This window comes from Kitasatospora paranensis (assembly GCF_039544005.1).
Classification (GTDB): domain Bacteria; phylum Actinomycetota; class Actinomycetes; order Streptomycetales; family Streptomycetaceae; genus Kitasatospora; species Kitasatospora paranensis.
Genome location: NZ_BAABKV010000001.1, coordinates 3,876,740 through 3,901,521, shown reverse-complemented (window position 1 = coordinate 3,901,521; position 24,782 = coordinate 3,876,740). Strand labels below are relative to the sequence as shown.

Below are 24,782 nucleotides of genomic sequence, written 5' to 3'. Positions count from 1 at the left end.
CGCCACGGGCGGGGCGGGCCGCAAGACGGGGGATTCGGGCAGGTGAGCGGGCCGGATCGCGTAGCGTGGACCGCTATGCGACTGGGTGTTCTCGACGTAGGCTCCAACACCGTCCACTTCCTCGTGGTCGACGCGCACCCCGGTGCGGCCCCCTCCCCGCGTACTCGCACAAGGCCGAGCTGCGGCTCGCCGAGCTGCTCGACGACACAGGGGCGATCAGCCCGGCGGGTGTGGACCGCCTGGTGGCCATGGTGTCCTCGTCCATCGCGGTCGCCGAGGACAAGGGCGCCGTCGACATACTGCCGTTCGCCACCTCCGCGGTGCGCGAGGCGGCCAACGGCGAGGCGGTGCTCGCCCGGATCGCCGCCGAGACCGGCATCACGCTGCGCGTGCTGTCCGGGCAGGACGAGGCCCGGCTGACCTTCCTCGCCGTCCGCCGCTGGTTCGGCTGGTCCTCCGGCCGGCTGCTGAACCTGGACATCGGCGGCGGCTCGCTGGAGATCGCCTGCGGCCTGGACGAACAGCCCGACGTCGCGATCTCCCTGCCGCTCGGCGCGGGCCGGCTGACCGCTCGGCTGCCCGGCGACATCGCCGACCCGGACGACGTCCGCGAGCTGCGCCGGCACATCCGGGCGGAGATCGCGCAGATCGCCGGCGAGTTCGCGAGACAGGGCGCGCCGGACCACGCCGTCGCCACCTCCAAGACCTTCAAGCAGCTGGCCCGGATGACCGGCGCCGCCCCCGCCGACGCCGGCCCGCGGGTCGCCCGCCGGCTCACCCGCAGCGGCCTCGCCGCCTGGCTGCCCCGGCTCGCCGGGATGACCGTCGCCGAGCGGGCCCGCATCCCCGGCGTCTCCGAGGGCCGTGCCAAGCAGCTGCTGGCCGGCGCCCTGGTCGCCGACGCCGCCATGGACCTGTTCGGTCTGGACACGCTGGACATCTGCCCCTGGGCCCTGCGCGAGGGCATCATCCTGCGCCGCCTGGACGCGCTGGACGGCTCCTCCGAACGCCGGGCCGCGCTCACCTCCTGACCCTTGGCCGCGGCCCCTTCCGGTACCGCGGCGAGGGGCTCCGGCGGGGTGAGACGTGGGCCACGCTTCTCCCGGTCCGCCCCATTCGTCCGCACCGGCGCATACCCTGTGTCCCGTGGCGGATGCAGCGGACGACGACGCGGCGCCGGCCGGCCGCGCCTCTGAGGGCGGTGCGCGGCGGGCCGTCGGAGCGCGCCGGGCCAAGGCCGGCACCCAGCCGCAACGACGTTCCGCCGACCGGGCCGCCGGCCCCGGCACCGACCCGCAGGGCATCGGCGACCGGGCCGCCGCCGCGTCCCGCACGGCCCGTGGGGCCGCCTCCCGCACCGCCAAGGGCGCAGCCGCCCGGACGGCGAAGTCCGCGAAGTCCGTCCAGTCGGTGACCGCGGCCAGGACGGCCAAGGTGGCCAAGGTCGCCCGCGCCGTGAAGGAGGCCCGCCGCAAGCTGCCGCAGGCCGCCCCGCTGCTGCGCACCACCGACCGCCTCGTGCTGCCCCCGCACCCCGGCCTGCACGTCCCCGACACCAAGGTGGCGCTCTCCACCGCCTCGGTGTACCCGTCGAGCACCGCGACCGCCTTCGAACTCGCCGCCAGGCTCGGCTACGACGGCGTCGAGGTGATGGTCTGGAACGACCCGATCAGCCAGGACCTGGAGGCGCTGCGCCGGCTCTCCGACGCGCACCGGATGCCGATCCTGGCCGTGCACGCGCCGTGCCTGCTGATCACCCAGCGGGTGTGGACCACCGATCCCTGGACGAAGCTCGTCCGGGCCCGGGCCGCTGCCGAGAAGCTCGGCGCGGACACCGTCGTGGTGCACCCGCCGTTCCGCTGGCAGCGCCAGTACGCGCGCGACTTCGTCCAGGGCATCGGCCGGATGGCGGGGGAGACGGACGTCCGCTTCGCCGTCGAGAACATGTACCCGTGGCGCTACAAGGACCGCGAGATGCTGGCCTACGCGCCCGGCTGGGACGTCACCGACGAGGACTACCGGCACTTCACCATCGACCTGTCGCACGCCGCGACCTCCCGGATCGACGCCCTGGAGATGGCCGACCGGATGGGGCACCGGCTGGCCCACGTCCACCTGGCCGACGGCTCCGGCTCCGGCAAGGACGAGCACCTGATCCCCGGCCGGGGCCGGCAGCCCTGTGCGCCGCTGCTGGAGCGCCTGGCCCGCGACGGCTTCGACGGCCACGTCGTGCTGGAGGTCAACACCCGCCGCTCGGCCACCCCCGCCGAACGCGAGGCCGACCTCGCCGAGGCCCTCGCCTTCACCCGGCTCCACCTGGCCGCCCCGGCCCGCCGGGTCTGACGGGCCCGGGCCCGCCGCCCGGCGCCCGCGGGGCCCGGCGTAGGCTGGCGGCAGCCCGGTCGCACACGGAGGGGATCATGACGGATCTTCAGCTCCAGGCCCATGCCATGTCGTTCGGCCCGGTCGCCGCACAGTACGACGCCGCCCGGCCGTCCTACCCGGACGAGCTGTTCGACGAGCTGGAGCGCCTCGCGGCGCGCCCGCTGGCCGGTGCCGACGTGCTCGACGTGGGCGCCGGGACGGGCATCGCCACCCGGCTGCTGGCCGCCCGGGGAGCCCGGGTGATCGCCGTCGAGCCCAGTGCCGGGATGGCCGCCCGGCTGCACGAGGTCACCCCGCAGATCCCGGTGGTGAAAGGGACGGGCGACGAGCTGCCCTGCCACGAGGACTCCGCGGACCTCGTCACCTATGCCCAGGCCTTCCACTGGACGGACCCGGCCCGCTCCGTCCCGGAGGCCCTGCGGGTGCTGCGCCCCGGGGGCGCGCTCGCGCTGTGGTGGAACGTCAAGGACCGTGCCGCCGACTGGATCTCCGCCCAGGAGCAGCGGCTGGCGGCCGCGCTCCCCTCGTACCACTACTACGGCGGGGTGATCGACGGCGCCGAGGCCCTGGTCGAGTACGGCCTGGAGGTGGAGACCGTGCGGCTGCACTGGGAGCGGCAGGTCACCCTCGACAGCCACCTGACGGACCTGACGTCGCGGTCGTACTTCGCCGTGCTGTCCGCGGAGCAGCAGGCCCCGGTGCTGGCGGCGGAGCGGGCGGCGCTGCTGGCCGACTTCCCCGACGGGCTGATCGCCGAGCCGTACGTGCTCGACCTCTTCGTGGCCCGCGCACCCGGGACGCGCTGACCGCATCGCGGACAGCGCGTCCGTCGCCCGGACGGGGAGGCGTAATCTCGGTAGGACAGCGGCCGTGCACCCTCCCACCAGCGCAGCGGCCGTCGCAGGCCCCGAAGGAGTGGAGCGCATGCCCGAGCTGAGGTCCCGTACCGTCACCCACGGCCGCAACATGGCGGGTGCCCGTGCCCTTCTCAGGGCGGCGGGTGTAGCCCGGGAGGACTTCGGCAAGCCGATCATCGCGGTGGCCAACTCCTTCACCGAGTTCGTGCCCGGCCACACCCACCTGCAGCCGGTGGGCCGGATCGTCTCCGAGGCGATCAAGGAGGCCGGCGGCATCCCGCGCGAGTTCAACACCATCGCGGTGGACGACGGCATCGCGATGGGCCACGCCGGCATGCTGTACTCGCTGCCCTCGCGCGACCTGATCGCCGACTCGGTCGAGTACATGGTGAACGCGCACTGCGCGGACGCGCTGATCTGCATCTCCAACTGCGACAAGATCACCCCCGGCATGCTGATGGCCGCGCTGCGCCTCAACATCCCGACGGTCTTCGTCTCCGGCGGCCCGATGGAGGCCGGCCAGGCCGTCCTGGTCGACGGCACCGTCCGCAAGCTCGACCTGGTCAACGCGATCTCCGACGCCGTCAACGAGAACGTCTCGGACGCGGACATCGCGATCATCGAGGAGAACGCGTGTCCGACCTGCGGGTCGTGCTCGGGCATGTTCACCGCCAACTCGATGAACTGCCTCACCGAGGCGATCGGCCTCTCGCTGCCCGCCAACGGCTCGGTGCTGGCCACCCACACCGCCCGCAAGGCGCTGTACGAGGACGCCGGCCGCACCGTCGTCGAGATCACCAAGCGGCACTACCACCAGGACGACGACTCCGTCCTGCCGCGCAACGTGGCCACCCGCGCCGCGTTCGAGAACGCCATGGCACTGGACATCGCGATGGGCGGCTCCACCAACACCATCCTGCACCTGCTCGCCGCGGCCCAGGAGGCGGAGGTGGACTTCGACATGCGGGCCATCGACGCCATCTCGCGCCGGGTGCCGTGCCTGTCCAAGGTCGCGCCCAACGGCTCGTACTACATGGAGGACGTGCACCGGGCCGGTGGCGTCCCCGCGATCCTCGGCGAGCTCTACCGCGGCGGGCTGCTCAACGAGGACGTGCACACCGTGCACTCCGGCTCGCTCGACGAGTGGCTGAAGACCTGGGACATCCGTGGCGGTTCGCCGTCCCCGGAGGCCGTCGAGCTGTTCCACGCCGCCCCCGGCTGCGTCCGCTCGGCCACCGCCTTCTCGCAGTCCGAGCGCTGGGACACCCTGGACACCGACGCGGCGAACGGCTGCATCCGCAGCGTCGAGCACGCGTACTCGGTCGAGGGCGGCCTCGCCGTGCTGTACGGCAACCTCGCCGAGGACGGCTGCATCGTGAAGACGGCCGGCGTCGACGAGTCGATCTGGACCTTCTCCGGCCCGGCCGTGGTGCTGGAGTCCCAGGAGGACGCGGTCGACGCGATCCTCACCAAGCGGGTCAAGGAGGGCGACGTCGTCGTCATCCGCTACGAAGGCCCCAAGGGCGGACCGGGCATGCAGGAGATGCTCTACCCGACCTCGTTCCTCAAGGGCCGGGGCCTGGGCAAGGCCTGCGCGCTGATCACCGACGGCCGGTTCTCCGGCGGCACCTCGGGCCTGTCGATCGGTCACGCCTCGCCCGAGGCTGCCTCCGGCGGCACCATCGCCCTGGTCGAGGACGGCGACATCATCGCGATCGACATCCCGGCCCGGAAGGTCGACCTCCAGGTCTCCTTCGAGGAGCTGCACGAGCGCCGGCTCAAGCTGGAGTCCGAGGGCGGCTACCGGCCGAAGAACCGCGAGCGCGAGGTCAGCCAGGCGCTGAAGGCGTACGCGGCGATGGCGACCTCGGCCGACAAGGGCGCCGTCCGGGACGTCAGCAAGCTCGGCTGAGCCCGGCAGGCCGCCACCGGCAGCGCAGCGCTTCGCAGGAGCCGCACCCCGCACGGGGTGCGGCTCCTGCGCCGTTCCCCTCCGGCATCGGGCGATAATCGGACCTGTGGACGAGCAGAGCACCCCCGCAAGCAGCCCGCCGCCGCCCCCGCGCCGGAGCCGATCCGCTGGTTCGGCACGACCTGGGTCGAGCACGACGGCGGCTACCGGCTGCGCCGGGTGCTGGTGCCGCTCGGGGCGCTGATCTGCACCGCCGCCGGCGCCCTCCTGCTGCGTTTCGCGGTCGGCGGGGTCGGCATGTCGCACGCCGGCGGCCTGGTGAACGTGCTGCTGGTCGCCGCCATCGCGGTGTGCACCGCGCTGGCCGCGATGCGCACCTGGAAGGTCCTCACCGAGGGCCGCGACGCGCTGACCGGCTGGATGGCCGAGGACCGCTCGCTCGGTGCGGTCTGGCTGATCGGCGGGGTCGGCGCCCTCGCCGTCTACTTCTTCCGCAGCCTCGTCGAGGCCCCCGGCGAGTCCGTCCACCGGGCCGCGTACGAGCAGGCCCTGCAGCGCCACGAGCGGCGGCGGGCCGAGCGCGGTGGCCGTCCCGGGACCAAGCGGCGGCGCTGAGCGCAGGCGGCCGGTCAGCCCGCGGCGAGGGCCCGCGCCAGGTCGGCGCAGAGGTCGTCCGGCTCCTCCAGCCCGACCGACAGCCGCAGCAGCCCGGGGTGCGGCCGCGCCTCGGCGGCGACCGGCCGGTGGGTCAGCGAGGCCGGGTGCTGGATCAGCGAGTCCACCCCGCCCAGCGACACCGCGTGGGTGATCAGCCCGCAGCCCGCGGCGACCCGCGCCGCCGCCTCGTAGCCGTCCCGCAGCGAGAACGCCAGCACCGATCCGGCGCCCGCCAGCTGGCGCCCGACCAGCCCCTGCGGGTCGCAGTCCGGCAGCCCCGGGTAGTACACCCGCTCGACCTCCGGCCGGCCGCCCAGCCAGGCGGCCAGCTTCCCGGCGCCCGCGGTCTGGTGGCGCACCCGCAGCGGCAGCGTCTGCAGGCCGCGGTGCAGCAGGTACGCGGCCAGCGGGTGCAGGATGCCGCCGGTCACGGCCCGGACGCGGCGCAGCCGCTCGGCCCAGGCGGCGTCGGTGGCGACCACGCCGGCCAGCACGTCGCCGTGCCCGCCGAGGTACTTGGTGGCGCTGTGCAGCACGATCGTCGCGCCGTGCCGGACGGGCTGCTGGAGGACGGGCGTGGCGAAGGTGTTGTCGACCAGCAGCGGCACCTCGCCGCAGCGCGCGGCGAGGGCGGCCAGGTCGGTCAGCTCCAGCGTCGGGTTGGCCGGGGTCTCCACCACGACCAGTCCGGTGTCCGGCCGCAGCGCGTCCGCGACGTCCTCGGCGCGGGCCCAGGTCACCTCGGTGCCGAGCAGGCCGGTGGCCAGCACGTGGTCGGTGCCGCCGTAGAGCGGGCGGACGGCCACCACGTGCCCGCGGCCCTCGGCCCGGGCGGCGAGCAGGCAGGCGCTGAGCGCGGCCATGCCGGAGGCGAAGGCGACCGCCTGCGGGCAGCCCTCCAGCTCGGCCAGGGCCTGCTCGAACCGGGCGGTGGTGGGGTTCCACAGCCGCTGGTAGACGGCGCTGCCGCCGTCCGGGAGCAGCCCGCCGGTGGCGAGTGCCTCGTAGCTGTCGCCGCCGGCCTCGACCCCGGGCAGCGGGTTGGTGGTCGACAGGTCGATCGGCGGGACGTGCACGCCGAGACCGCGCAGGTCGGCGCGGCCGGCGTGCACCGCCCGGGTGTCCGGGTGGGCGGTGAGGGTGTCGGGGTGCGGCATGGGTGGCCTCCTCAACGGGCGGTGCCCCGAAGGGCGGTGGGGGTGCGCCCATGGTCGAAGAGGCGGCGGCCGGAGGGCCAGGCTTCGGAAGAACATTCGGATACCGGTCGGTAGGTCTTGCGGATGTTCGGGTCGGCGGCCGAAGGTGGCCCCCGTGCCGAAGAATCCGCAACCCGCCCTCGCACCGGTCGACCGCGCCATCCTGCGGCTGCTGGTGGCGGACGCGCGGATGCCGAACAATGCGATCGCCGAGGCCGTCGGCATCGCCCCGTCGACCTGCCTGGGCCGGATCCGCGCGCTGCGCGAGCGCGGGGTGATCCGCGGCTTCCACGCCGAGGTGGACCCGGCCGCCACCGGCCTCGGCATCCAGGCGATGATCGCGGTACGGCTGCACGCCCACACCAGCGAGCAGATCCGCAGCTTCGCCGGGGGCATCCCGCGGCTGCCGGGCGTGGTGGCCGCCTATCACCTGGCCGGCGCGGACGACTACCTGCTGCACGTGGCCGTCGCCGACACGGACGCGCTGCGCGACTTCGTCCTGGAGCACCTGACGGCCCACCCGGCCGTCCAGCACACCGAGACCAGCCTGATCTTCGGTCACGTCCGCGGTGCGGCCCCGACCGCGCCGGACTGACCGCCCCGGCCGCCGCGGCGGCCCGGGACGGGGTCAGCTGCGCGAGAGGGTGCCGCAGCCGCCGCCCTGCTCCATCGGCTTGCTGCGGTCGTACGGGTCGATGGTGGCCCCGCCGGTCGGGCCGACGCTCTCCCGGGTCTGCGGGAAGCTCGTCACCAGGTAGCCGCCCGAGGTGTCGCAGACGTTGTTGCCGAAGTCCGCCTGCATGTGCGTGAGGACGGGCTTGCCGCGCTGCACGATGTAGTGCGCCGGGTCGTAGAAGGTGAAGTCCAGCTCCCGGCGGACGATCTCCCGCTCCACCACGGGGGAGTCGGTCCCGTCCTGCCACAGCACCGGCCTGGCCGTGCTGCCGGGGGCGGGTGAGGCGGGCTCCTTGCCGACGTCCGGCCCCGGGCGCAGCGCGTACACGTAGGTGTAGTCGGTGTGCACCACCAGGCCGTGCTTGCCGTCGCCCTCGAAGGTCGTCCGGCCCTGGACCTTGACCACGTCGGTGACCGGGACGGCTAGCCGGGGGTCGAAGCGGCTCAGCCAGACGGTCGGGTCGTCCGCCTCGGTGGGGTGCGCGACGGCCTTGCCCAGCCGGGCCTTCTCCTGCCGGTCCAGCAGGTCGAGCGCGGCCTGCGGGGTGTCGCCGGCGAGCGTCTTCGGGTCGACGGCGGTGAGGACGAGGAAGCTGCGGACGGCCGCGAGCTGCGCGGCGACCTCCTTGCGGGAGTACACCCCGACCGCGGTGGCGTCCGGGACGGTGATCCCGTCGGCCCCGGCCGGCCAGGCCTCGGCGGGCGAGCCCGCCCACGGGTGCTCGACGGTGGGCGTGTCGGGGGCGACGCTGGGCGGCGCGGCCGTCGGCGAGGCCGTCTCCGGGCCGACCGGCGGGAGCGCCGCCGGGCCCGGCTGCCGGTCCGCGGCGCCGGCCAGGGCGATCAGGCCGAGGACGACACAGACGGACAGGGCCACGCCCAGCCCGCTCCACCAGCCGCTGCGGCCGGCGCGCGCGGCCGGCCGGTCGACCCGCTTCGCGCGCCGCCCGAACAGGCCCCGGCGGATCCGCGGCACGTCGGCGGACGCCCGCCACGACTCCGCCTGCGGCGGGGTGTGCCGCCACCGGGCGGCGAGCATCCGGGCCCGTCCGGACTGTTCCTTGACGGCGGCGGCGCGGACGAACTCGTCGTCGAGGACGAGCCCCTCGAAGGGGTCGTCGGAACGCGGTTCGGGATCTTCGACTGTCGGCACGCGCGAAAGTATGCAGACGGCCTTCGGCGGCTCTGCGGGCGGGTGCGCGGCCGGTGCCCGCACGGCTGCCCTTCCGTGCGGGTTTCGGCCTTTTCGTCCGTCAGCCGCGCTTCCTGGCCTGCTTCACCGACCCGACCACGCCCGCGATCGCGAGCAGCAGACCGGCCGGCAGCAGGGAGGTGAACAGGGCGCCGATCAGCCCGGAGCTGCCCAGCAGCGTCATCGCCAGGGTGTTCAGCACCCAGAGCGCGCCGGCCGCGGGCAGTGCCGACTGCCAGGGGTGCGCGTCGGCCCAGCGCTGCAGCCGGCGGTCCCCGTCGTCCTTGCGCAGCCGCCCGCCGACCGTGCCGACCAGGAAGAAGAAGAACAGCCCGAGGCCGACCGGGCCGGCCAGGATGTCCAACGACCAGTGGCCCGTGACGACGTCCACGCCCAGGGCGGCGCCACCGACCACGGTGCCGACGGCCGCGGCCGTCCGCCAGGGGCCCAGAGTCGCCGCCGCGACGGCGACCTGGCGGTTCTCACTTCGCGACATATCTCCGTGTCCCATGGCTCCACGGTGCGCCCGGTCACCCCTGGAAAGCCATAGGGGCAAACCCGGAGATTCCCCGAGCGCGAGCCGTGGGACGGGCCGTGCCGCGTGCCGTCCGCGGGCTCCCGGGCGCCCGGGCCGTGCCGTGGCAGCATGGCCGACGATCACACCGGACCAGGGAGTACGACATGGGCCTCGGCTGGACAGTGCACGGGGACGGCCGGACACCGGCACCCGGGGAGGTCGTCCGCCCCGGGGAGCGGCTCTCCTGGCCCAGGACGGCGGGGCTCGGCGCCCAGCACGTGGTCGCGATGTTCGGTGCGACCTTCGTGGCCCCGGTGCTGATGGGCCTGGACCCGAACCTCGCGGTGATGCTGAGCGGCGTGGCCACGATGCTGTTCCTGCTGGTCACCCGCGGCCGGATCCCCAGCTACCTGGGCAGCAGCCTGGCCTTCGTCGGGGTGGCCGCCTCGATCCGGTCGGCGGGCGGCGGGACCGCCGCGGTCACCGGGGCGATGCTGGTCGTCGGTGCGGTGCTGTTCGCCGTGGGGATCGCCGTGCACGCGCTGGGCGCGCGGATCGTGCACGCGGTGCTGCCGCCGGTGGTCACCGGCGCGGTGGTGATGATCATCGGCTTCAACCTGGCCCCGGTGGTGGCCCGCACCTACTGGCCGCAGGACCAGTGGATCGCCCTGCTGACGATGGCGTTCACCGTCACGGCGATGGTGGTCGCGCGGGGCTTCGCGTCCCGGATCGCGGTCTTCCTCGGCCTGATCTTCGGGTACGTCGCCTCCTGGGTGGCGGACCGCCTGTTCGGGCGGATCCACTCCGCGGACGCGTCGGGGCAGGTCACCGACCACTGGCGGGTCGACCTGTCCGGGGTGCGGCACGCGGACTGGTTCGGCCTGCCGTCGCTGCACGGGCCGCACTTCGAGGCCTCCGCGGTGCTGCTCGCGCTGCCCGTGGTCATCGCGCTGATCGCGGAGAACGCGGGCCACGTCAAGGCGGTCGCCGAGATGACCGGCGACGACCTCGACCCGGACCTCGGCCGGGCGATCGCGGCGGACGGCGCCGCGAGCGTGCTCGCCACCGCGGCCGGCGGCCCGGCGACCACCACCTACGCGGAGAACATCGGCGTCATGGCGGCCACCCGGGTCTACTCCACGGCCGCGTACCTGTGCGCGGCGGTGTTCGCGGTGCTGTTCGGCCTCAGCCCCAAGTTCGGCGCCGTGGTGGCGGCGGTGCCGGGCGGGGTGCTCGGCGGGATCACCGTGGTGCTGTACGGGATGATCGGCCTGCTCGGCGCGAAGATCTGGAACGAGAACCGGGTGGACCTCGGCAACCCGCTCAACCTGGTGCCGACCGCGGCCGGGATCATCATCGGCATCGGCGGGGTCTCGCTCAGGTTCACCTCGGACTTCGCCCTCGACGGCATCCCGCTGGGCACCCTCGTCACCATCGTCGGCTACCACGGCCTGCGGTTCTTCGCCCCGGCGCACCTCACCGGCAGAACTTCCGGCGACGGCCCGTCAGACCCCGTGCGGCGCGCGTAGACTCCGCGCGTAGACGACGCGCATAGAGTTTGCTTGACCGGCATGGTTACCCGCCCGTACCTTCGTCCAGCATCGTGCGCGCCGGTACGGCGGCGGGCGAACCGCGCCCTCCTCCCGGCGGCAGAAGGGGGCACACACATGCTCGGGAAGACCCTCGGGAACCGCTCGAAGACCCTCGTCACCCTCGCGGTCGGCGTGGTCGTCGGCGGCGCCGTGGCCGGCGGCGGCTTCGCGGTCGCCGACACCAAGGCGCCGCGCAGCGACCGCCAGATCACCAACATGACCCTTGAGGTCAACGACATCAAGGCCTACTACGGCGACACCGTCGACGCCCAGGGCGAGCACTGGCCCTCCGCCACCGGCAACTACGCCAAGCAGGTCGCCGGCATCGAGAAGGACGCCAAGCAGTACCTGCAGGGCAAGGCCCGGCACGACCACGGGAAGAAGAAGGCCATCGTGCTCGACGTCGACGACACCTCGCTGTCGACGTACAACTACGAGCTGGAGACGACCTTCGTCTACAACCCCGTCAGCAACGCCCAGTACATCGCCACCAAGACCATGCCGGCCGTCTTCGGGATGAACACCCTGGCGTCCTGGGCCGAGCAGCAGGGCTACACCGTCTTCTACGTCACCGGCCGGCCGGAGGCGCAGCGCTCGTACACCGCCGCGAACCTCGCCGCCGTGGGCTTCCCGACGGCCGACGCCTCGCACCTGTACCTGAAGAACAAGGAGAACCCGCCGGCGTACCTGGCCTGCGGCGCCGCCTGCACCACCATCGAGTACAAGTCCGGCACCCGCGCCCACATCGAGAGCCTCGGCTACCAGATCGTGGCGGACTTCGGCGACCAGTACAGCGACCTGTCCGGCGGCCACGCCGGCAAGACCTACAAGATCCCGAACCCGATGTACTACCTGCCCTGACGTGCCGCGCCGGGCGGCGGGCCCCACCCGTCGCCCGCCGCCGGCCCCGGTCTACGATGCACTTTTGCCCGACCGACGTACGGAGCAGGGCGTTGACCTCGGACCAGCAGGGCGCCATCGCCCGTCGGATCACCGATCTGGCCGACCCCAAGAACACGATCATCGCCGTAAGCCTGATCATCGGCTGCGGCCTCTACGGCCTGCGGGGAGCCGGCTGGGCGGCGATCGCCATCGCGTTCGCCGCGGTGCTCCCGATCCTCCTCATCGTCCACACCGCCGCCGAAGGCCGTTGGGCCGACCGGCACCTGACCGACCGCCAGAAGCGGATGACCGTCCTGCCCGCGATCAGCGCCTCCGTCGCGGCGGGCATCTGCCTCCAGGTGCTCACCTCCGCACCCCGGCCGATGGTCGGCCTCACCGCGGCGATGTGGGCCACCATCACCGCGATCTGGCCCATCACGCGCTGGTGGAAGATCAGCGTGCACACCGCCGTGCTCTCCGGCGCCCTCGCCATGCTGGCGCAGGCCTTCGACCCCTGGTGGCTGGCCGGGGCGGCCGGGGTCGCCGTCGTCGCCTGGTCCCGGGTGCGCCTGCGCGACCACACACCCGCCCAGACCCTGGCCGGTGCCGCGCTCGGCGCGGTCGTCGCCGGCCTGGTCTTCGCCGCCTTCTGAGCCGCCCCGCGCCCGGCGCGCGGGGGTGCGGATCTGTCGATGACCCGTCACGGTACCGCCCTGCGGCCGGGATCGGCAGCGGAACGGAGCAAGCCGCTCGCGGACGGTGACCGATCGCCGACCATGCTCATGCCCGTGATCGCGCACCGCCCCCGGCCCCGAGGAGCTCCGCCATGCCCGAGACGCTGCCGACGACGACCACCCCGGTGGGTGCCCGGGAGTGCTGGCTGCCCCGCCACCGCAGGTCGGCCGGGATCGCGCGGCGGCTGCTCCGGGAGTACCTGAGCGGCCTCCCGGACGGTGCGCGCTATGCCGACGACGGCGAACTGCTGCTGGGCGAGCTGGTGGCCAACGCGGTCGCGCACGCCGCGGCGCCGCGCGGCCGCCTGGTGCTGGCCAGGTTCGCCCTCGGTGAGGGCGGGCTGGAGATCGAGGTGCACGACGCCTCGCCGGACGGCGGCTCGCTCGCCGGCACCGCGCCGGCCGACCCCGAGGCCGAGGACGAGTCGGGCCGCGGGCTCTGGCTGGTCGCGCGGCTGGCCGCGGCCTGGGGTGTGCGGCCGCGGCCGGGCGGGGTCGGCAAGATCGTGTGGTGCGTCTGTACGGCCGGGGCGGCAAAGTTCTGACACCCGGCCCGGACGCGCGGCACCGGCCGCACCCGCGTGGGGCGGGTACGGCCGGGGTGCGTCAGAGCGTGTAGTCGACGGTGAGCGTGGCGCCCGTGCCGCGCTGCAGGAAGACGTAGGCCGTGGTGGCGGGCGCCTGGTCGAGGCGCAGCCGCAGTTGCGGGCGACCATCTGCCGGATCGACAGCGCCTCGCCCTGGTCGCGGGTGAAGTCGCCCGGCTGGAACCAGCCGAAGCACGAGGAGGAGTTGTTGGCGCCCTGCTGCTGCGGCAGCACCAGGGCGAAGCCCCGGGCGTCCGCCCAGTGCGTCCAGCCGACCGGGTCGCCGTACGACGCCGACTGGGTGCAGCCGTGCAGGGCGACCACGACCGACCCCGCCCGGCCGGCCCGGCCGGCGTGCAGCGGTACGTCAGCAGGTTGCCGGGGTCCGAGCCGAACCCGGCACCTGCACGGTGCCGGCGGCGCGGGCCGTGCCGCGGCCGAGGCCGAGCACCGCCGCGGCCGTCACGGCGAGCAGCGTCAGCGCCGCCCATCACCGTCTCCTCATCGCGTACGTCATGTCGTGCGGCTCCTTGCCGGGTGGGGGAGAGCCGACCGTTCGAGCGGCCGCCGCCCGGCCGGCACGGTACGGACGGACACCGCCGCGCCCGCCGGGTGGCTGCGGCCCGCATTGCCCACGCTGCGGACGCCTCCGCCCGGGCCGCGCCGCCGGTGGAAGGATGGCGGCAGCACCGTACGAAGGAGCGGCTCCATGGACACCAGTGCATCCGGACAGAAGATCGCCTTCCTCGGCACCGGCAAGATCGGCGAGGCCCTGCTCTCGGGGCTGCTGCGGGCCGGCACGCACCCGGCGGACGTCCTGGTGACCGCCCGGCGGCCGGAACGCGCCGTCGAGCTCGCCGCCGCCTACGGGGTCACCGCGGTGTCCAACGCTGAGGCCGCCAAGCTGGCCGACACCCTGATCCTCGCCGTCAAGCCGCAGGACATGGGCAGTCTGCTGGACGAGCTCGCGCCGCACGTCGCCGCCGACCGGCTGGTGATCTCGGCGGCGGCCGGCATCCCGACCGCCTGGTTCGAGGAGCGGCTGGCGACCGGTACCCCGGTCGTCCGGGTGATGCCCAACACGCCCGTCCTGGTCGACGAGGGCATGAGCGTCATCTCCGGCGGCTCGCACGCCACCGAGCTCCACCTGGCGCGCACCGAGGAGATCTTCCGCTCGGTCGGCAAGGCGATCCGGCTGCCGGAGAGCCAGCAGGACGCCGCGACCGCGCTGTCCGGCTCCGGCCCGGCCTACTTCTACTTCCTGGTCGAGGCGATGACGGACGCCGGCATCCTGCTCGGCCTGCCGCGCAGCGTCGCCCATGACCTGATCGTGCAGTCCGCGATCGGCGCCTCGGTGATGCTGCGGGACTCCGGCGAGCACCCGGTGAAGCTGCGGGAGGCGGTCACCTCGCCGGCCGGCACCACCATCGCCGCCATCCGCGAGCTGGAGAACCACGGGGTGCGCGCCGCCCTGCTGGGCGCCCTGGAGGCGGCCCGCGACCGCTCCCGCGAGCTCGCCGCCGGCGGCAAGTAGGCTCGGCCGGTGACCTACGACCTGGTGATCTTCGACAATGACGGCGTGCTCGTGGACAGCGAGCCGATCTCCAACCGGGTGCTCGCCGGGTACCTGACCGAGCTCGGGTACCCGACCACCGTCGAGGACTCCTACCGGGACTACATGGGCACCGCCGCGCACCACGTGCACGACGTGATCCGGGCGCGGTACGGCGCGTCGCTGCCGGACGGCTTCGACGATCTCTTCCACGCCCGGGTGTTCGCCGCCTTCGAGGCCGAGCTGACCGCCGTCCGCGGCGCCGAGGAGCTGCTCAAGACCCTGCAGCAGAGCGGCGTCCGCTACTGCCTGGCCTCCTCCGCGCACCACGCGTGGATCCGGACGGCCCTCGACCTCACCGGCCTGCGCGGCCACGTCGCCGAGGAGCTGATCTTCAGCGCGCAGGACGTCGGGATCGGCAAGCCCGCCCCCGACCTCTTCCAGCACGCCGCCCGGACGATGGGCGTCGCGCCCGAGCGCTGCCTCGTGCTGGAGGACAGCCCGAACGGCGTGCTGGCCGCCCGCGCGGCCGGCATGGACGTGTACGGCCACGCCGCACTCACGGACCCGGCCAGGCTCACCGCCGCCGGTGCGACCGGGCTGTTCACCGCCCTCGCCGAGGTCCCTGCCCTGCTGGGGCGCTGAACCCGCCGGCCCGCCCCCTCCCGGAATCCCTCCGCAGGATCTACGCTCACGCCACACACCGATACCGGCGAGTAGCGAGGGCCCGATGCAGGCTGACACCACCGGACGGCTCCGGCAGGCCCGGGCGGCCCTCGCCGTGAGCTTCCTGCTCCAGGGCGCCACCTTCGCGCTGCTGGTCACCTGCATCCCGGAGATCCAGCGGCAGTACGGCCTCGGGGACGGCCTGCTGCCGGTCTTCCTGGCGGCCGTGCCGATCCTCGCCGGAGTCGGCTCGATCACCTCCGAGCAGCTGGTGAAGCGCACCAGCGCCCGTACCGTGCTGCGGATCGTCCAGCCGGCCGTCTGCCTGGCGCTGGCCGGCGTCGGGCTCGGCGGCACGCTCTGGCAGCTCGCCCTGGCCCTCGGTGCGTTCGGCCTGCTGGTCGGCGCGCTGGACGCCTCGATGAACATGCTCGGTGTCGGCCTCCAGCACCGCTACGGCCGCAGTATCATGCTCGGCTTCCACGCCGCGTTCAGCCTCGGCGGGATCGTCGGCGCCGCCGTCGCCGGCCTCGGCGCCCACGGCGGCGTCTCGCTGACCGTCCTGTTCGGCGGCGCCGCCGCCGTGCTCGTCCCGCTGTCCCTGCTGGTCGGGACGGGCTTCGCCGGGCCCGCCGAACTCGGCGACGCCGTCCGCGAGGCCGCCGAGGCGGCCGGGCGCTCGATCCCCTGGCGGCCGCTGCTGCCGCTGTGCCTGGCCATGGCCGTCGCCTACATCGCCGACGCCTCCGTCTCCAACTACAGCGTCAAGTACCTGGCCGACACCCTGCACAGCCCCGACGACGTCGCCAAGCTCTCCTACCTCGGCTACATGGTCGCGATGCTGCTCGGCCGGACCCTCGGCGACCGCGGCGTGCAGCGCTGGGGGCCGTCCGGGTCGTCCGGGCGGGCGCCGCGACCGCCGCGCTGGGCTTCGCCATCGCCGCCGTCGCGCCCGCGCCGTGGGCGGCGATCGCGGGCTTCACCGTGCTCGGCTTCGGCATCTGCGCGATCATCCCGCAGGTCTTCGCCGCCGGCGGCCGGCTCTTCCCGGCCGACTCGGACGCCGCCGTCGCCCGGCTCAACCTGTTCAACTACGTCGGCTTCCTGGTCGGCTCCCCACTGGTCGGCGCGGTCGGCGACGCGACCTCCTACCGGGCGGCGCTGATCGCCCCGATGCTCCTGGTGCTGCTGATCATCCCGCTCGGCGCCCACTTCGCCCCCGCCCCGGTCGGCGCCGTGCCCACCCCGCAGGAGGTGCACTGAGCCCGCGGCACCGGGGCACCCCGCCCGTCCGACGGTGCCACCGGGGGCACCCACTACGGTGGGAGCATGCCCGACGCCGAGCATGACACCCCCTGCGGCCTGCACCTCTTCTGGGACGATGCGGTCACCGACTACGACTTCGGCCCCGGCCACCCGATGGACCCGACCAGGCTGGCGCTCACCAAGCACCTGGTCGACGCCTACGGGTTGAGCAGCGGCCCCGGGGTGACGGTGCGCGCCGCGCCGTCGGCGGGCGACTCCACGCTGCGCCTGGTGCACACCGCCGAGTACATCGACGCCGTCCGAAGGGTCGCCGCCGATCCGTCGAGCAGCGACCCGCGGCACGGCCTGGGCACCGAGGACAACTGGGCGTTCGCGGCGGTGCACCGCGCCTCGGCGCTGATCGCCGGGCAGTCGGTGGCCGCCGCGGAGGCGGTGTGGCGCGGCGAGTCCCCGCACGCGGTGAACTTCACCGGCGGCCTGCACCACGCGATGCCGGACCGGGCCTCCGGCTTCTGCGTGTACAACGACCCCGCGCTCGCGATCGCCAGGCTGCTGGAGCTCGGCGCCGAACGGGTCGCCTACGTGGACGTGGACGTGCACCACGGCGACGGCGTCCAGCAGGCCTTCTGGAACGACCCGCGGGTGCTCACGGTCTCGCTCCACGAGAGCCCGGCCACGCTCTTCCCGGAGACCGGCTGGTCCACCGAGACCGGCGGCCCGGACGCCCCCGGCAGTGCCGCCAACCTGCCGCTGCCGGCCGGCACCGGCGACAGCGGCTGGCTGCGGGCCTTCCACGCCCTGGTGCCCGAACTGCTGGCCGCGTTCCGGCCGCAGGTCCTGGTCACCCAGCACGGTGCGGACACCCACGTGGAGGACCCGCTGGCGCACCTCGCGGTCAGCCTCGACGCGCAGCGGATCGTCGCGCAGTCGCTGCACCGCCTCGCCCACGAGACCGCCGGCGGCCGCTGGGTGGCGCTCGGCGGAGGCGGCTACGCGGTGGTCGACGTCGTCCCGCGGACCTGGACCCACCTGGTGGCCACCGCCGCCGGGCGGCCGGTCGACCCGGCCGCCGAGACCCCGGAGGAGTGGCGCGCCGAGGTGTACCGCCGCACCCGGCAGCGGGCCCCGCTGCGGATGACCGACGGCGTCGGCCCCGACTGGCGGGACTTCCACGACGGCTACGACCCGGCCGACCGCCTGGACCAGGCCGTGCTCGCCGCCCGCCGGGCCGTCCTGCCCCACCACGGCCTGCTGCCCTGACCGCCGGGGCGGCGGCGCACTCCCCGTGTGCGCCGTCCGTGCCCCGGTGCGCCCCGCATGCCGTCCGGAGGCGTTCCTCCTGTGCCCGGCGGGCGGACGGCTACCTACTGCAACGGGGGGATGGCGCACCGTACAAGGTTTCGCCATCCCCCTCTTCCCACTGGTACCACCCATAACTACTCTGGGGATACACGTGTGCCGGTGGAGTCACCGGAGGGGAAGCCGGTGCCTTGCACACGGGTAAGGGTCGGGTGATGGGCATGGGTTCCGGCGAACGCCCCCTCCAGGAAGTCGTCTTCCTGACCGTGGCCGAGGTGGCCTCGGTGATGAGGGTGTCCAAGATGACGGTGTACCGGCTCGTGCACAGCGGTGAGTTGCCGGCCATCAGGGTCGGCCGCTCCTTCCGCGTGCCGGAGCAGGCCGTCCACGCGTACCTGAAGGAGTCCTACGTGCACCTCGAGAGCGCGTAGGCCGGACACGGGCAGGCCTGGATTACGGCTTACCCCGGGCGGACGGTAGGCTAGGGCCTCCGTCAGTCGTATGGACTCCCGTCTCCCATGGACGAGAGTCCGAGTGAGCGAGGGTTTTCCGTGGGCTCTGTCATCAAGAAGCGTCGCAAGCGTATGGCCAAGAAGAAGCACCGCAAGCTTCTGAAGCGCACTCGCGTGCAGCGTCGCAACAAGAAGTAACCGCGGCCGAACCCGCTCACGCGGGGGGCCTGTCGCCACACCCAAGGCCGCCTCGCGCGCGCACCAGGTGTTCACCCTGCCCGCCCGGGCCCTGCCCGGGCGGGCAGGCGTGTTTCGGGAGGCCCGCGGCCGGTGGCGCCTTTTCGGCCCCGAAACACCGGCGCGGTACCGTGCACCCAGGCAACACCGAGGAGGGCTCAGCAGCGTGGGCAAGGTCGTGCTCGTGACCGGCGTGGCACGGCATCTCGGTGCCCGCTTCGCCGCGGAGATCGCCCGGCACCGCGACGTCGACCGCGTGGTCGGTGTGGATGTCCGCCCGCCCCGCGAGGAGCTGCCGCCCGGCGTCGCCTTCGCCAGGGTCGACCTGCGCCGCCCGGCCGTCGCCCGGGTCATCGCCGAGCACGGCGTCGACACCGTGGTGCACCTCAGCGTCTCCGCGATGGGCTCCGGCGGCCGCGCCGTGGTCAAGGAGACCAACGTCATCGGCACCATGCAGCTGCTCGGCGCCTGCCAGAAGGCCGACGGCCTGCGCCGGCTGGTGGTGAAGTCCACCACCGGCGTGTACGGCTCCGCGCCCCGCGACCCGGCGGTCTTCGGCGAGCGGATGCAGCCGAAGCAGCTGCCACCCGGGGTTTCGCCCGGGACGCGGCCGAGGTCGAGGGGTACGTCCGGGGTTCGCCCGGCGCCGCCCCGACGTCGCCGTCTCGGTGCTGCGCTTCGCCAACATCGTCGGCCCGGCCGGCGACACCCCGCTCTGCGCGTACTTCGCGCTGCCGGTGCTGCCGACCGTGCTCGGCCACGACCCGCGCCTGCAGTTCGTGCACGAGGACGACGCCATCGAGGTGTTGCGGCTCGCCGCCCTGGAGGCCCGCCGGGGCACCACCAACACCGGCACCTTCAACGTGGCGGGCGAGGGCGTGCTGCTGCTCTCCCAGTGCGCGCGCCGGCTCGGCCGGCCGACCGTGCCGCTGCTCGGGCCCGCGCTCGGGCTGGTCGCCGGCCTCGTCCGGCAGACCCGGCTCGCCGACTTCTCGCCCGAGCAGCTGCAACTGCTCACCCACGGCCGGGTCGTGGACACCACCCAGTTGCGCGAGACCTTCGGCTACCGGCCCCGGTACACCACGTCCGAGGCCTTCGCCGACTTCGCCGCCGCCCAGCGCGCCGGCCTGCTGCCACCCGAACGCCTCACCGCCGTCACCGACCGGCTGGCCGGCCTGCTCGGCCAGGGCGGTGGCCGACACCCCGAGGAGCCGATGCCGCGATGACCGCCGCCCGCAAGACCGAACCGCCCGAGGCCAAGGTCATTCCGATCGAGACGGCGCCGAGCTGGCACGGCGGCGCCCGGCCCGGGGTCGCCGACCGGTTGGCGGAGGCCGTGGGCGAGGCGTTGTCCGGCCGGCTCGGGGTCACGGCCACCAGGGTCCTCGGCAAGGGCTGGGAGGGCCGGGCCGCCGACGGGCTGGCCTTCCTGCGCCGCCGGATCACCGGCGACTACGAGGTCGACGAGTTCGGCTTCGACCGCGAGCTGACCGAGGAGGTCTTCCTCGCGCTGCTTCGGCCGCTCGCCGAGAAGTACTTCCGGATCGAGGTGCGCGGCGCCGAGAACATCCCGGCCGAGGGCGGTGCGCTGATCGTCGCCAACCACTCCGGGACCATCCCGCTCGACGCGCTGATGACCCAGGTCGCCATCCACGACCACCACCCGCACCGCCGGCACCTGCGGATGCTCGCCGCGGACCTGGTCTTCGTGCTGCCGATCGTGAACGAGCTGGCCCGCAAGGCCGGGCACACCCTGGCCTGCAACGAGGACGCCCAGGCCCTGCTGGAGCGCGGCGAGGTGGTCGGCGTCTGGCCGGAGGGCTTCAAGGGCATCGGCAAGCCGTTCGCCGAGCGCTACAAGCTGCAGCGGTTCGGCCGCGGCGGCTTCGTCGCCTCCGCGCTGCGCGCCGGGGTGCCGATCGTGCCCTGCTCGATCGTCGGTGCCGAGGAGACGTACCCGATGATCGGCAACGCCAGGACGCTGGCCAGACTGCTCGGCCTGCCGTACGTGCCGATCACGCCGACGTTCCCGTGGCTGGGCCCGCTCGGGGCCGTCCCGCTGCCGACCAAGTGGACGATCCAGTTCGGCGAGCCGATCCCGACCGACGGCTACCCGAAGGAGGCCGCCGACGACCCGATGCTGGTGTTCAACCTGGCCGACCAGGTCCGGGAGACGATCCAGCACACCCTGTACAAGCTGCTCGTCCAGCGGCGCTCGGTCTTCTTCTGACCTTCCGCGCCCACGACGCGGCGGAGCGTGCACCCCGGCGAGGGGTGCACGCTCCGCCGCGTCGTGCGTCAGCCGCCGAGGGTGAGACCCGGCAGCAGGCCGGGGATCAACGGCGGGATGGTGAGGCCCTGGCCGTCCGGCGCGGGCGAGGCGGCACCGGACGGCGCCGGGGAGGCCCCGTCGCCGGCGCCGGGGGCGGGGGTGCTCTGGCCGCCGCCGGTGAGACCACCGGTCAGGCCGTCGATGAGGCCGCCCACACCCTTGGGGGCGCCACTCGGTGCGCCGCCGTCGCCGACCGTTCCGGTGCCGTGCGAGGTGGGTGCGCTCGCACCGTCCTGCGCCCGGCCCTGCCCGGTGCCGTCCGTGCTCTGCCCGCCGGCCGCCCCCTGGCCGCTCTGGCCGCCCTTGCCGGGCTCCAGGTGGAGGGGCGCGACGTCCTCGCTTATGTCGTCGAAGAGCGCGTCGACCTTGTCGGCCTGGGTGCTGAGCTGCCCGGGCAGCCGGCTGTGCAGCTTGGCCCAGCGCTCGTCCTGGCCCTCGGCGAACCCGGCCAGCTGCCGCATCGGCGCCAGCGAGCCGTTGCTGCGGTAGACCGCCCGGAGCAGGTCGCGGCCGCGGAGCGCCTCGGCGTGCATGTCGTCCAGCGCGTGCCGGACCTGGTCCACGGTGTCGGGGCTGAGCGGGCCCGCGTCGCCGGAGCGCTGGAGCAGGCTCTGTGCCTCGTCCAGGCGGGTGGTGGCCTGCTGGAGTAGCAGGGCGCCGCGCTCCGAGTCGGAGCCGGCCCAGTCCAGCCGGAGGCCCTCCAGGCCGCGCTTCATGCCGTACAGCGCGTCCCCCGGCAGGGCGCCGTTGCTGGCTGCCGCCGCGCCGGCGAAGCTGCCGACCGCCACCCCGGCGACCAGGCCGCCGATGGCCAGCCGCCGGCCCCAGCGGCCGCGGACGGCCCGGGCCGCCCGGTGCCTGCGCTGCGCCGGTGCGGCCGCAGTGCCGCCGCCCGCGAAGGCCTGCTCGAAGGCGGCCATCAGCTGGGCGCGCTGCACCGCCCGGGTCTCCGCGGCGAGCTCGGGCCTGGGCAGCGCGTCGAGTGCGTCCGCCAGGGTGAGCAGCTCCGTCATCGCGGTGGAACCTGCGCGGTGGGCGCCGCCGGGGTCGCTGCCGCCGGGACCGTTCTCCGTCCGGTGGGCCTCCAGCGCCTCGGCGAAGGCCTTCGCCCGCCGGTGCTCCAGCACGTTTGCCGTCACGGGCCACACCTCCCTTCGTCGTTGTCGACACCGTGGCCAGCCGGATGGTTGTCTCGGCGGGCCGAAACCACACCATCGGGTGACGCATCCGGATCCCTCTTGACCGCGGGCCCGACGGGTGTTTCCAGCCTGGCCAACGAGTGATGCCGGGAGTCGGTTACGCACGGCTGATCATGTGACCGCCCATTCACCCGCCCGTGTCCGCGGACGGGGGCCGATGACGGTCCGCCGTCCGCGGGCCCGTCGCAGCCCCCGGTCACCTGGCATCCGGCGGGAGCAGGCGCGCCAGCGTCCGCACCGCGCGGTACTGGAGGGTCTTGATGGCGCCCTCGTTCTTGCCCATGATGCGGGCCGTCTCGGCCACCGAAAGGCCTTGCAGGAAGCGGAGGTTGACGCACTCCTGCTGCTGCGGGTTCAGCCGCCGCACGGCGTCCCGCAGCGCCGCGTTGGCGAGCGACTCCAGCACCGACTCCTCGGGGCTGCGCTCGCACTCGTTGGAGTCGAGCATCTCGCCGGTGGTGACCTCCAGCCGGAACCGGCTGGACTTGAAGTGGTCCGCCACCAGGTTGCGGGCGATGGTGACCAGCCAGGCGCCGAAGTCCCGCCCCTGCCAGGTGAAGGTGCCGATCCGGCGCAGCGCGCGCAGGAAGGTCTCGCTGGTGAGGTCCTCGGCCGTGGCGCGGCTGCCGACCCGGTAGTAGATGTACCGGTAGACGGTGTCCGCGTAGTGGTCGTAGAGCCGGCCGAAGGCCTCGCTCTCGCCCGCCTGGGCCCGCTCGACCAGCTCCATGACCGGGTTGTGCTCGGTCTCCGTGCCGGTGCCCGGCGCGGACCTGGCCGCCCGGCTGCGGGCGGGGGAGCCGACGGTGCCGGTGCGGCCCCGGGGGCCGGCCGTCCCGGTCGTGCCCGCCCCGCCCGCGGCGGTCGAGCGCAGCAGCAGGCCCGGGGTCGCGGGCCGCGCGGCCGGGAGCCCCCGCCGCAGAAGGCGGCACCGGCCACGGCGGGCTGCGGGAGGGCCGGTTGGAACTCGCGGATCGCGGCCCACAGCCGGTCCAGTCGCGCGCCGGTGCGCAGGGTGGCGTTCGACGGGCGGGGGAGGTGGCGGGCGCGTCGTTCCGGACGGGTGGGTACACGGGACTCCCAGAGGCAGAACTGTGGACGGGTCACCTCCGCCTGTGCGGAGCGCACGCCCGCTGACCCCCGGGACGGGGGACGCGCAGGTGCCGTGCATTCAGGAGAGAATAACGCTTTGTGCAATGACGGCTACACCCAGTGGTGGAACTGGTCGTTTGAGATCCGGATGGCGCGTATATTCAGCCGGTACTGATCGCCGGTCGGCCGTCTGTGCTGGCTCAGCGTGATCGAATGCGGCCGTGGTGTGACCGGTTGTGGGGGCGGCGGGCGGTTTCCCAGTCTCGGGACGCGGTAACCCACAACTTTCCCGAGTCGTCGAACGATCGGTTCCGGTCACATCCGGACGACTGTCGGCAGATCGCGCCGCACCGCCCGTTCCCCCGTAGGTGTGAGCCCGCCCCACTCGTGCGGGGGACGCTCCGCGCCGCCGCCCTGACGTGCCCTCAGGCCGCCAGCCGGCGCCGCCGGGCGGCCACCGCGTACGCGGCGGCGCCGGCCGCCACGCCCAGGGCGGCGGCGGCGGGCAGCCCGACCCGGGCCGCCCTGCGTCCGGTGCGGAAGTCCCTGACCCGCCACCCCTCGGCGCGGGCGTGACGGCGCAGCGCCCCGTCCGGGTTCACCACGTACGGGTGGCCGACCAGGCTCAGCATCGGGATGTCGTTGGCCGAGTCGCTGAACGCGGCGCAGCGGGCGAGGTCCAGCCGCTCGCGGCGGGCCAGGGCCCGTACCGCGGCCGCCTTGGCCTGTCCGTGCAGCAGGCCGCCGACCAGCCGGCCGGTGTACTCGCCGTCCACGGTCTCGGCGACCGTGGCGAGCGCGCCGGTCATACCGAGCCGGCGCGCGATGATCCGCGCGATCTCCTGGGGCGCCGCGGTCACCAGCCAGACCCGCTGGCCGGCGTCGAGGTGCATCTGCACCAGGGCCCGGGTGCCGGGCCAGACCTTCTCGGCGATGACCTCCTCGAAGATCTCCTCGCAGATCTGCTCCAGCTCCGCCGTCCGCTTGCCGGCGACCAGGCCGAGCGCGCGGTCCTGGGCGTCGGCGATGTGCGCCGGGTCCTCCGAGCCGTGCAGCCGGAACCACGCCTGCTGCCAGGCGAACCGGGCGACGTCGCGCCGGGAGAAGAAGCGCCGCCGGTAGAGGCCGACGCCGAGGTAGAAGATGGCCGCGCCGCGCAGGATGGTGTTGTCGCAGTCGAAGAATGCCGCGGCCTGGACGTCGTCCGGGGTCGGCGTGTGGTCCTCGGCGGGCGCCTTCGGCCGGCCGGCCCTCTCGGCCTTGGCCGGCTTCTCGCCCCGTCGCTGCTCCGCGGTCGCGGGCGTCCCGGCTGCGGGCGGCTCCGTGGTCGGCCCGGGGTGGACGAGCAGGTCGGCCGGGGCCGACAGCCCCGCCTCGGCCGCGTCGGCGGCGGCCTCGCCCGCCAGGGCGGTCCGCTCGTTGGGGGAACGCCATGCCTGGTGGAGCCTTCGCAGCGCTGCCATGCCCCGAGCATAGCCAGCCGGGAGCGGTGTTCCCGTGA

General features: G+C 74.2%; 21 protein-coding genes and 3 pseudogenes. 18 read left to right on the top strand and 6 right to left on the bottom strand.

Annotated features, from left to right (window positions below; all coding sequences use genetic code 11):
* The first annotated feature begins 75 nt into the window (after window positions 1-75).
* From ABEB13_RS18745 to ABEB13_RS18725, 5 genes and pseudogenes are all read left to right on the top strand, one after another.
* Window positions 76-1,031: pseudogene (locus ABEB13_RS18745) on the top strand (Ppx/GppA family phosphatase).
* A gap of 508 nt (window positions 1,032-1,539) precedes the next feature.
* A complete protein-coding gene (locus ABEB13_RS18740; RefSeq protein ID WP_345709724.1) occupies window positions 1,540-2,343 on the top strand; it encodes a sugar phosphate isomerase/epimerase family protein in 804 nt (267 codons plus the stop codon).
* A gap of 77 nt (window positions 2,344-2,420) precedes the next feature.
* On the top strand, window positions 2,421-3,191 hold the full coding sequence (locus ABEB13_RS18735; protein WP_345706414.1) for a class I SAM-dependent methyltransferase: 771 nt from the start codon (window positions 2,421-2,423) through the stop codon (window positions 3,189-3,191).
* A gap of 118 nt (window positions 3,192-3,309) precedes the next feature.
* Window positions 3,310-5,154 carry a dihydroxy-acid dehydratase gene (gene ilvD, locus ABEB13_RS18730; protein ID WP_345706413.1) on the top strand — a complete coding sequence of 615 codons (1,845 nt, stop codon included), beginning with the start codon at window positions 3,310-3,312 and terminating at the stop codon, window positions 5,152-5,154.
* A gap of 57 nt (window positions 5,155-5,211) precedes the next feature.
* Complete coding sequence (locus tag ABEB13_RS18725) at window positions 5,212-5,769, top strand: hypothetical protein (protein WP_345706412.1); 558 nt, start codon at window positions 5,212-5,214, stop codon at window positions 5,767-5,769.
* A 14-nt stretch (window positions 5,770-5,783) separates the two neighbouring features.
* Here the strand turns inward: ABEB13_RS18725 and ABEB13_RS18720 are convergent, their stop codons facing one another.
* Window positions 5,784-6,968, bottom strand: coding sequence for a trans-sulfuration enzyme family protein (locus tag ABEB13_RS18720; RefSeq protein WP_345706411.1), 1,185 nt, complete (start codon window positions 6,966-6,968; stop codon window positions 5,784-5,786).
* Window positions 6,969-7,122: 154 nt separating this feature from the next.
* Between ABEB13_RS18720 and ABEB13_RS18715 the strand changes: the two genes are divergently transcribed.
* A complete protein-coding gene (locus ABEB13_RS18715; protein ID WP_345706410.1) occupies window positions 7,123-7,602 on the top strand; it encodes an Lrp/AsnC family transcriptional regulator in 480 nt (159 codons plus the stop codon).
* A gap of 33 nt (window positions 7,603-7,635) precedes the next feature.
* On the opposite strand, the gene ABEB13_RS18710 is transcribed toward ABEB13_RS18715, so the two are convergent.
* A complete protein-coding gene (locus ABEB13_RS18710; protein WP_345706409.1) occupies window positions 7,636-8,835 on the bottom strand; it encodes an SCO2583/SCO2584 N-terminal domain-containing protein in 1,200 nt (399 codons plus the stop codon).
* A gap of 100 nt (window positions 8,836-8,935) precedes the next feature.
* On the bottom strand, window positions 8,936-9,385 hold the full coding sequence (locus ABEB13_RS18705) for a hypothetical protein (protein ID WP_345706408.1): 450 nt from the start codon (window positions 9,383-9,385) through the stop codon (window positions 8,936-8,938).
* Between the two features lie 170 nt (window positions 9,386-9,555).
* Between ABEB13_RS18705 and ABEB13_RS18700 the strand changes: the two genes are divergently transcribed.
* The 12 genes and pseudogenes from ABEB13_RS18700 (at window position 9,556) to ABEB13_RS18640 (ending at window position 20,888) form a co-directional block, all read left to right on the top strand.
* Window positions 9,556-10,920: a uracil-xanthine permease family protein gene (locus ABEB13_RS18700; protein ID WP_345706407.1), complete on the top strand. Its 1,365-nt coding sequence runs from the start codon at window positions 9,556-9,558 to the stop codon at window positions 10,918-10,920.
* A gap of 138 nt (window positions 10,921-11,058) precedes the next feature.
* Window positions 11,059-11,844 carry an HAD family acid phosphatase gene (locus ABEB13_RS18695; RefSeq protein WP_345706406.1) on the top strand — a complete coding sequence of 262 codons (786 nt, stop codon included), beginning with the start codon at window positions 11,059-11,061 and terminating at the stop codon, window positions 11,842-11,844.
* Between the two features lie 92 nt (window positions 11,845-11,936).
* Entirely contained in the window at window positions 11,937-12,518 is a 582-nt protein-coding gene (locus tag ABEB13_RS18690; protein ID WP_345706405.1) for a hypothetical protein, read from the top strand.
* 173 nt (window positions 12,519-12,691) lie between these two features.
* Window positions 12,692-13,144 (top strand): ATP-binding protein, encoded by a 453-nt coding sequence (locus tag ABEB13_RS18685; protein WP_345706404.1) that lies wholly within the window; start codon window positions 12,692-12,694, stop codon window positions 13,142-13,144.
* Between the two features lie 751 nt (window positions 13,145-13,895).
* Window positions 13,896-14,720: a pyrroline-5-carboxylate reductase gene (gene proC / locus ABEB13_RS18675; RefSeq protein ID WP_345706403.1), complete on the top strand. Its 825-nt coding sequence runs from the start codon at window positions 13,896-13,898 to the stop codon at window positions 14,718-14,720.
* A gap of 9 nt (window positions 14,721-14,729) precedes the next feature.
* Window positions 14,730-15,383, top strand: coding sequence for an HAD family hydrolase (locus ABEB13_RS18670; RefSeq protein ID WP_345706402.1), 654 nt, complete (start codon window positions 14,730-14,732; stop codon window positions 15,381-15,383).
* 85 nt (window positions 15,384-15,468) lie between these two features.
* Window positions 15,469-16,667 (top strand): annotated as a pseudogene (locus ABEB13_RS18665) (MFS transporter).
* Window positions 16,668-16,733: 66 nt separating this feature from the next.
* Window positions 16,734-17,930, top strand: a complete 1,197-nt coding sequence (locus ABEB13_RS18660) for an acetoin utilization protein AcuC (protein ID WP_345706401.1) — start codon at window positions 16,734-16,736, stop codon at window positions 17,928-17,930.
* Between the two features lie 254 nt (window positions 17,931-18,184).
* Window positions 18,185-18,400, top strand: a complete 216-nt coding sequence (locus tag ABEB13_RS18655; RefSeq protein ID WP_157818812.1) for a helix-turn-helix domain-containing protein — start codon at window positions 18,185-18,187, stop codon at window positions 18,398-18,400.
* 87 nt (window positions 18,401-18,487) lie between these two features.
* Entirely contained in the window at window positions 18,488-18,619 is a 132-nt protein-coding gene (locus tag ABEB13_RS18650) for a 30S ribosomal protein bS22 (protein ID WP_425559890.1), read from the top strand.
* Between the two features lie 205 nt (window positions 18,620-18,824).
* A pseudogene (locus tag ABEB13_RS18645) lies at window positions 18,825-19,884 on the top strand (NAD-dependent epimerase/dehydratase family protein).
* The gene (locus ABEB13_RS18640) at window positions 19,881-20,888 is read left to right on the top strand and encodes a lysophospholipid acyltransferase family protein (RefSeq protein WP_345706400.1); all 1,008 of its coding nucleotides are present in this window, start codon (window positions 19,881-19,883) and stop codon (window positions 20,886-20,888) included. Before ABEB13_RS18645 ends, ABEB13_RS18640 begins: the two are co-directional and overlap by 4 nt.
* Before the next feature lie 68 nt (window positions 20,889-20,956).
* Here the strand turns inward: ABEB13_RS18640 and ABEB13_RS18635 are convergent, their stop codons facing one another.
* The 3 genes from ABEB13_RS18635 to ABEB13_RS18625 all read right to left on the bottom strand — a co-directional run bounded on the left by ABEB13_RS18635 (window position 20,957) and on the right by ABEB13_RS18625 (window position 24,744).
* Window positions 20,957-22,129 (bottom strand): DUF5667 domain-containing protein, encoded by a 1,173-nt coding sequence (locus ABEB13_RS18635; RefSeq protein ID WP_345706399.1) that lies wholly within the window; start codon window positions 22,127-22,129, stop codon window positions 20,957-20,959.
* A 256-nt stretch (window positions 22,130-22,385) separates the two neighbouring features.
* On the bottom strand, window positions 22,386-23,111 hold the full coding sequence (locus ABEB13_RS18630; RefSeq protein ID WP_345709723.1) for an ECF subfamily RNA polymerase sigma factor, BldN family: 726 nt from the start codon (window positions 23,109-23,111) through the stop codon (window positions 22,386-22,388).
* Window positions 23,112-23,706: 595 nt separating this feature from the next.
* Window positions 23,707-24,744 (bottom strand): HAD family hydrolase, encoded by a 1,038-nt coding sequence (locus ABEB13_RS18625; RefSeq protein WP_345706398.1) that lies wholly within the window; start codon window positions 24,742-24,744, stop codon window positions 23,707-23,709.
* Window positions 24,745-24,782: the final 38 nt, after the last annotated feature.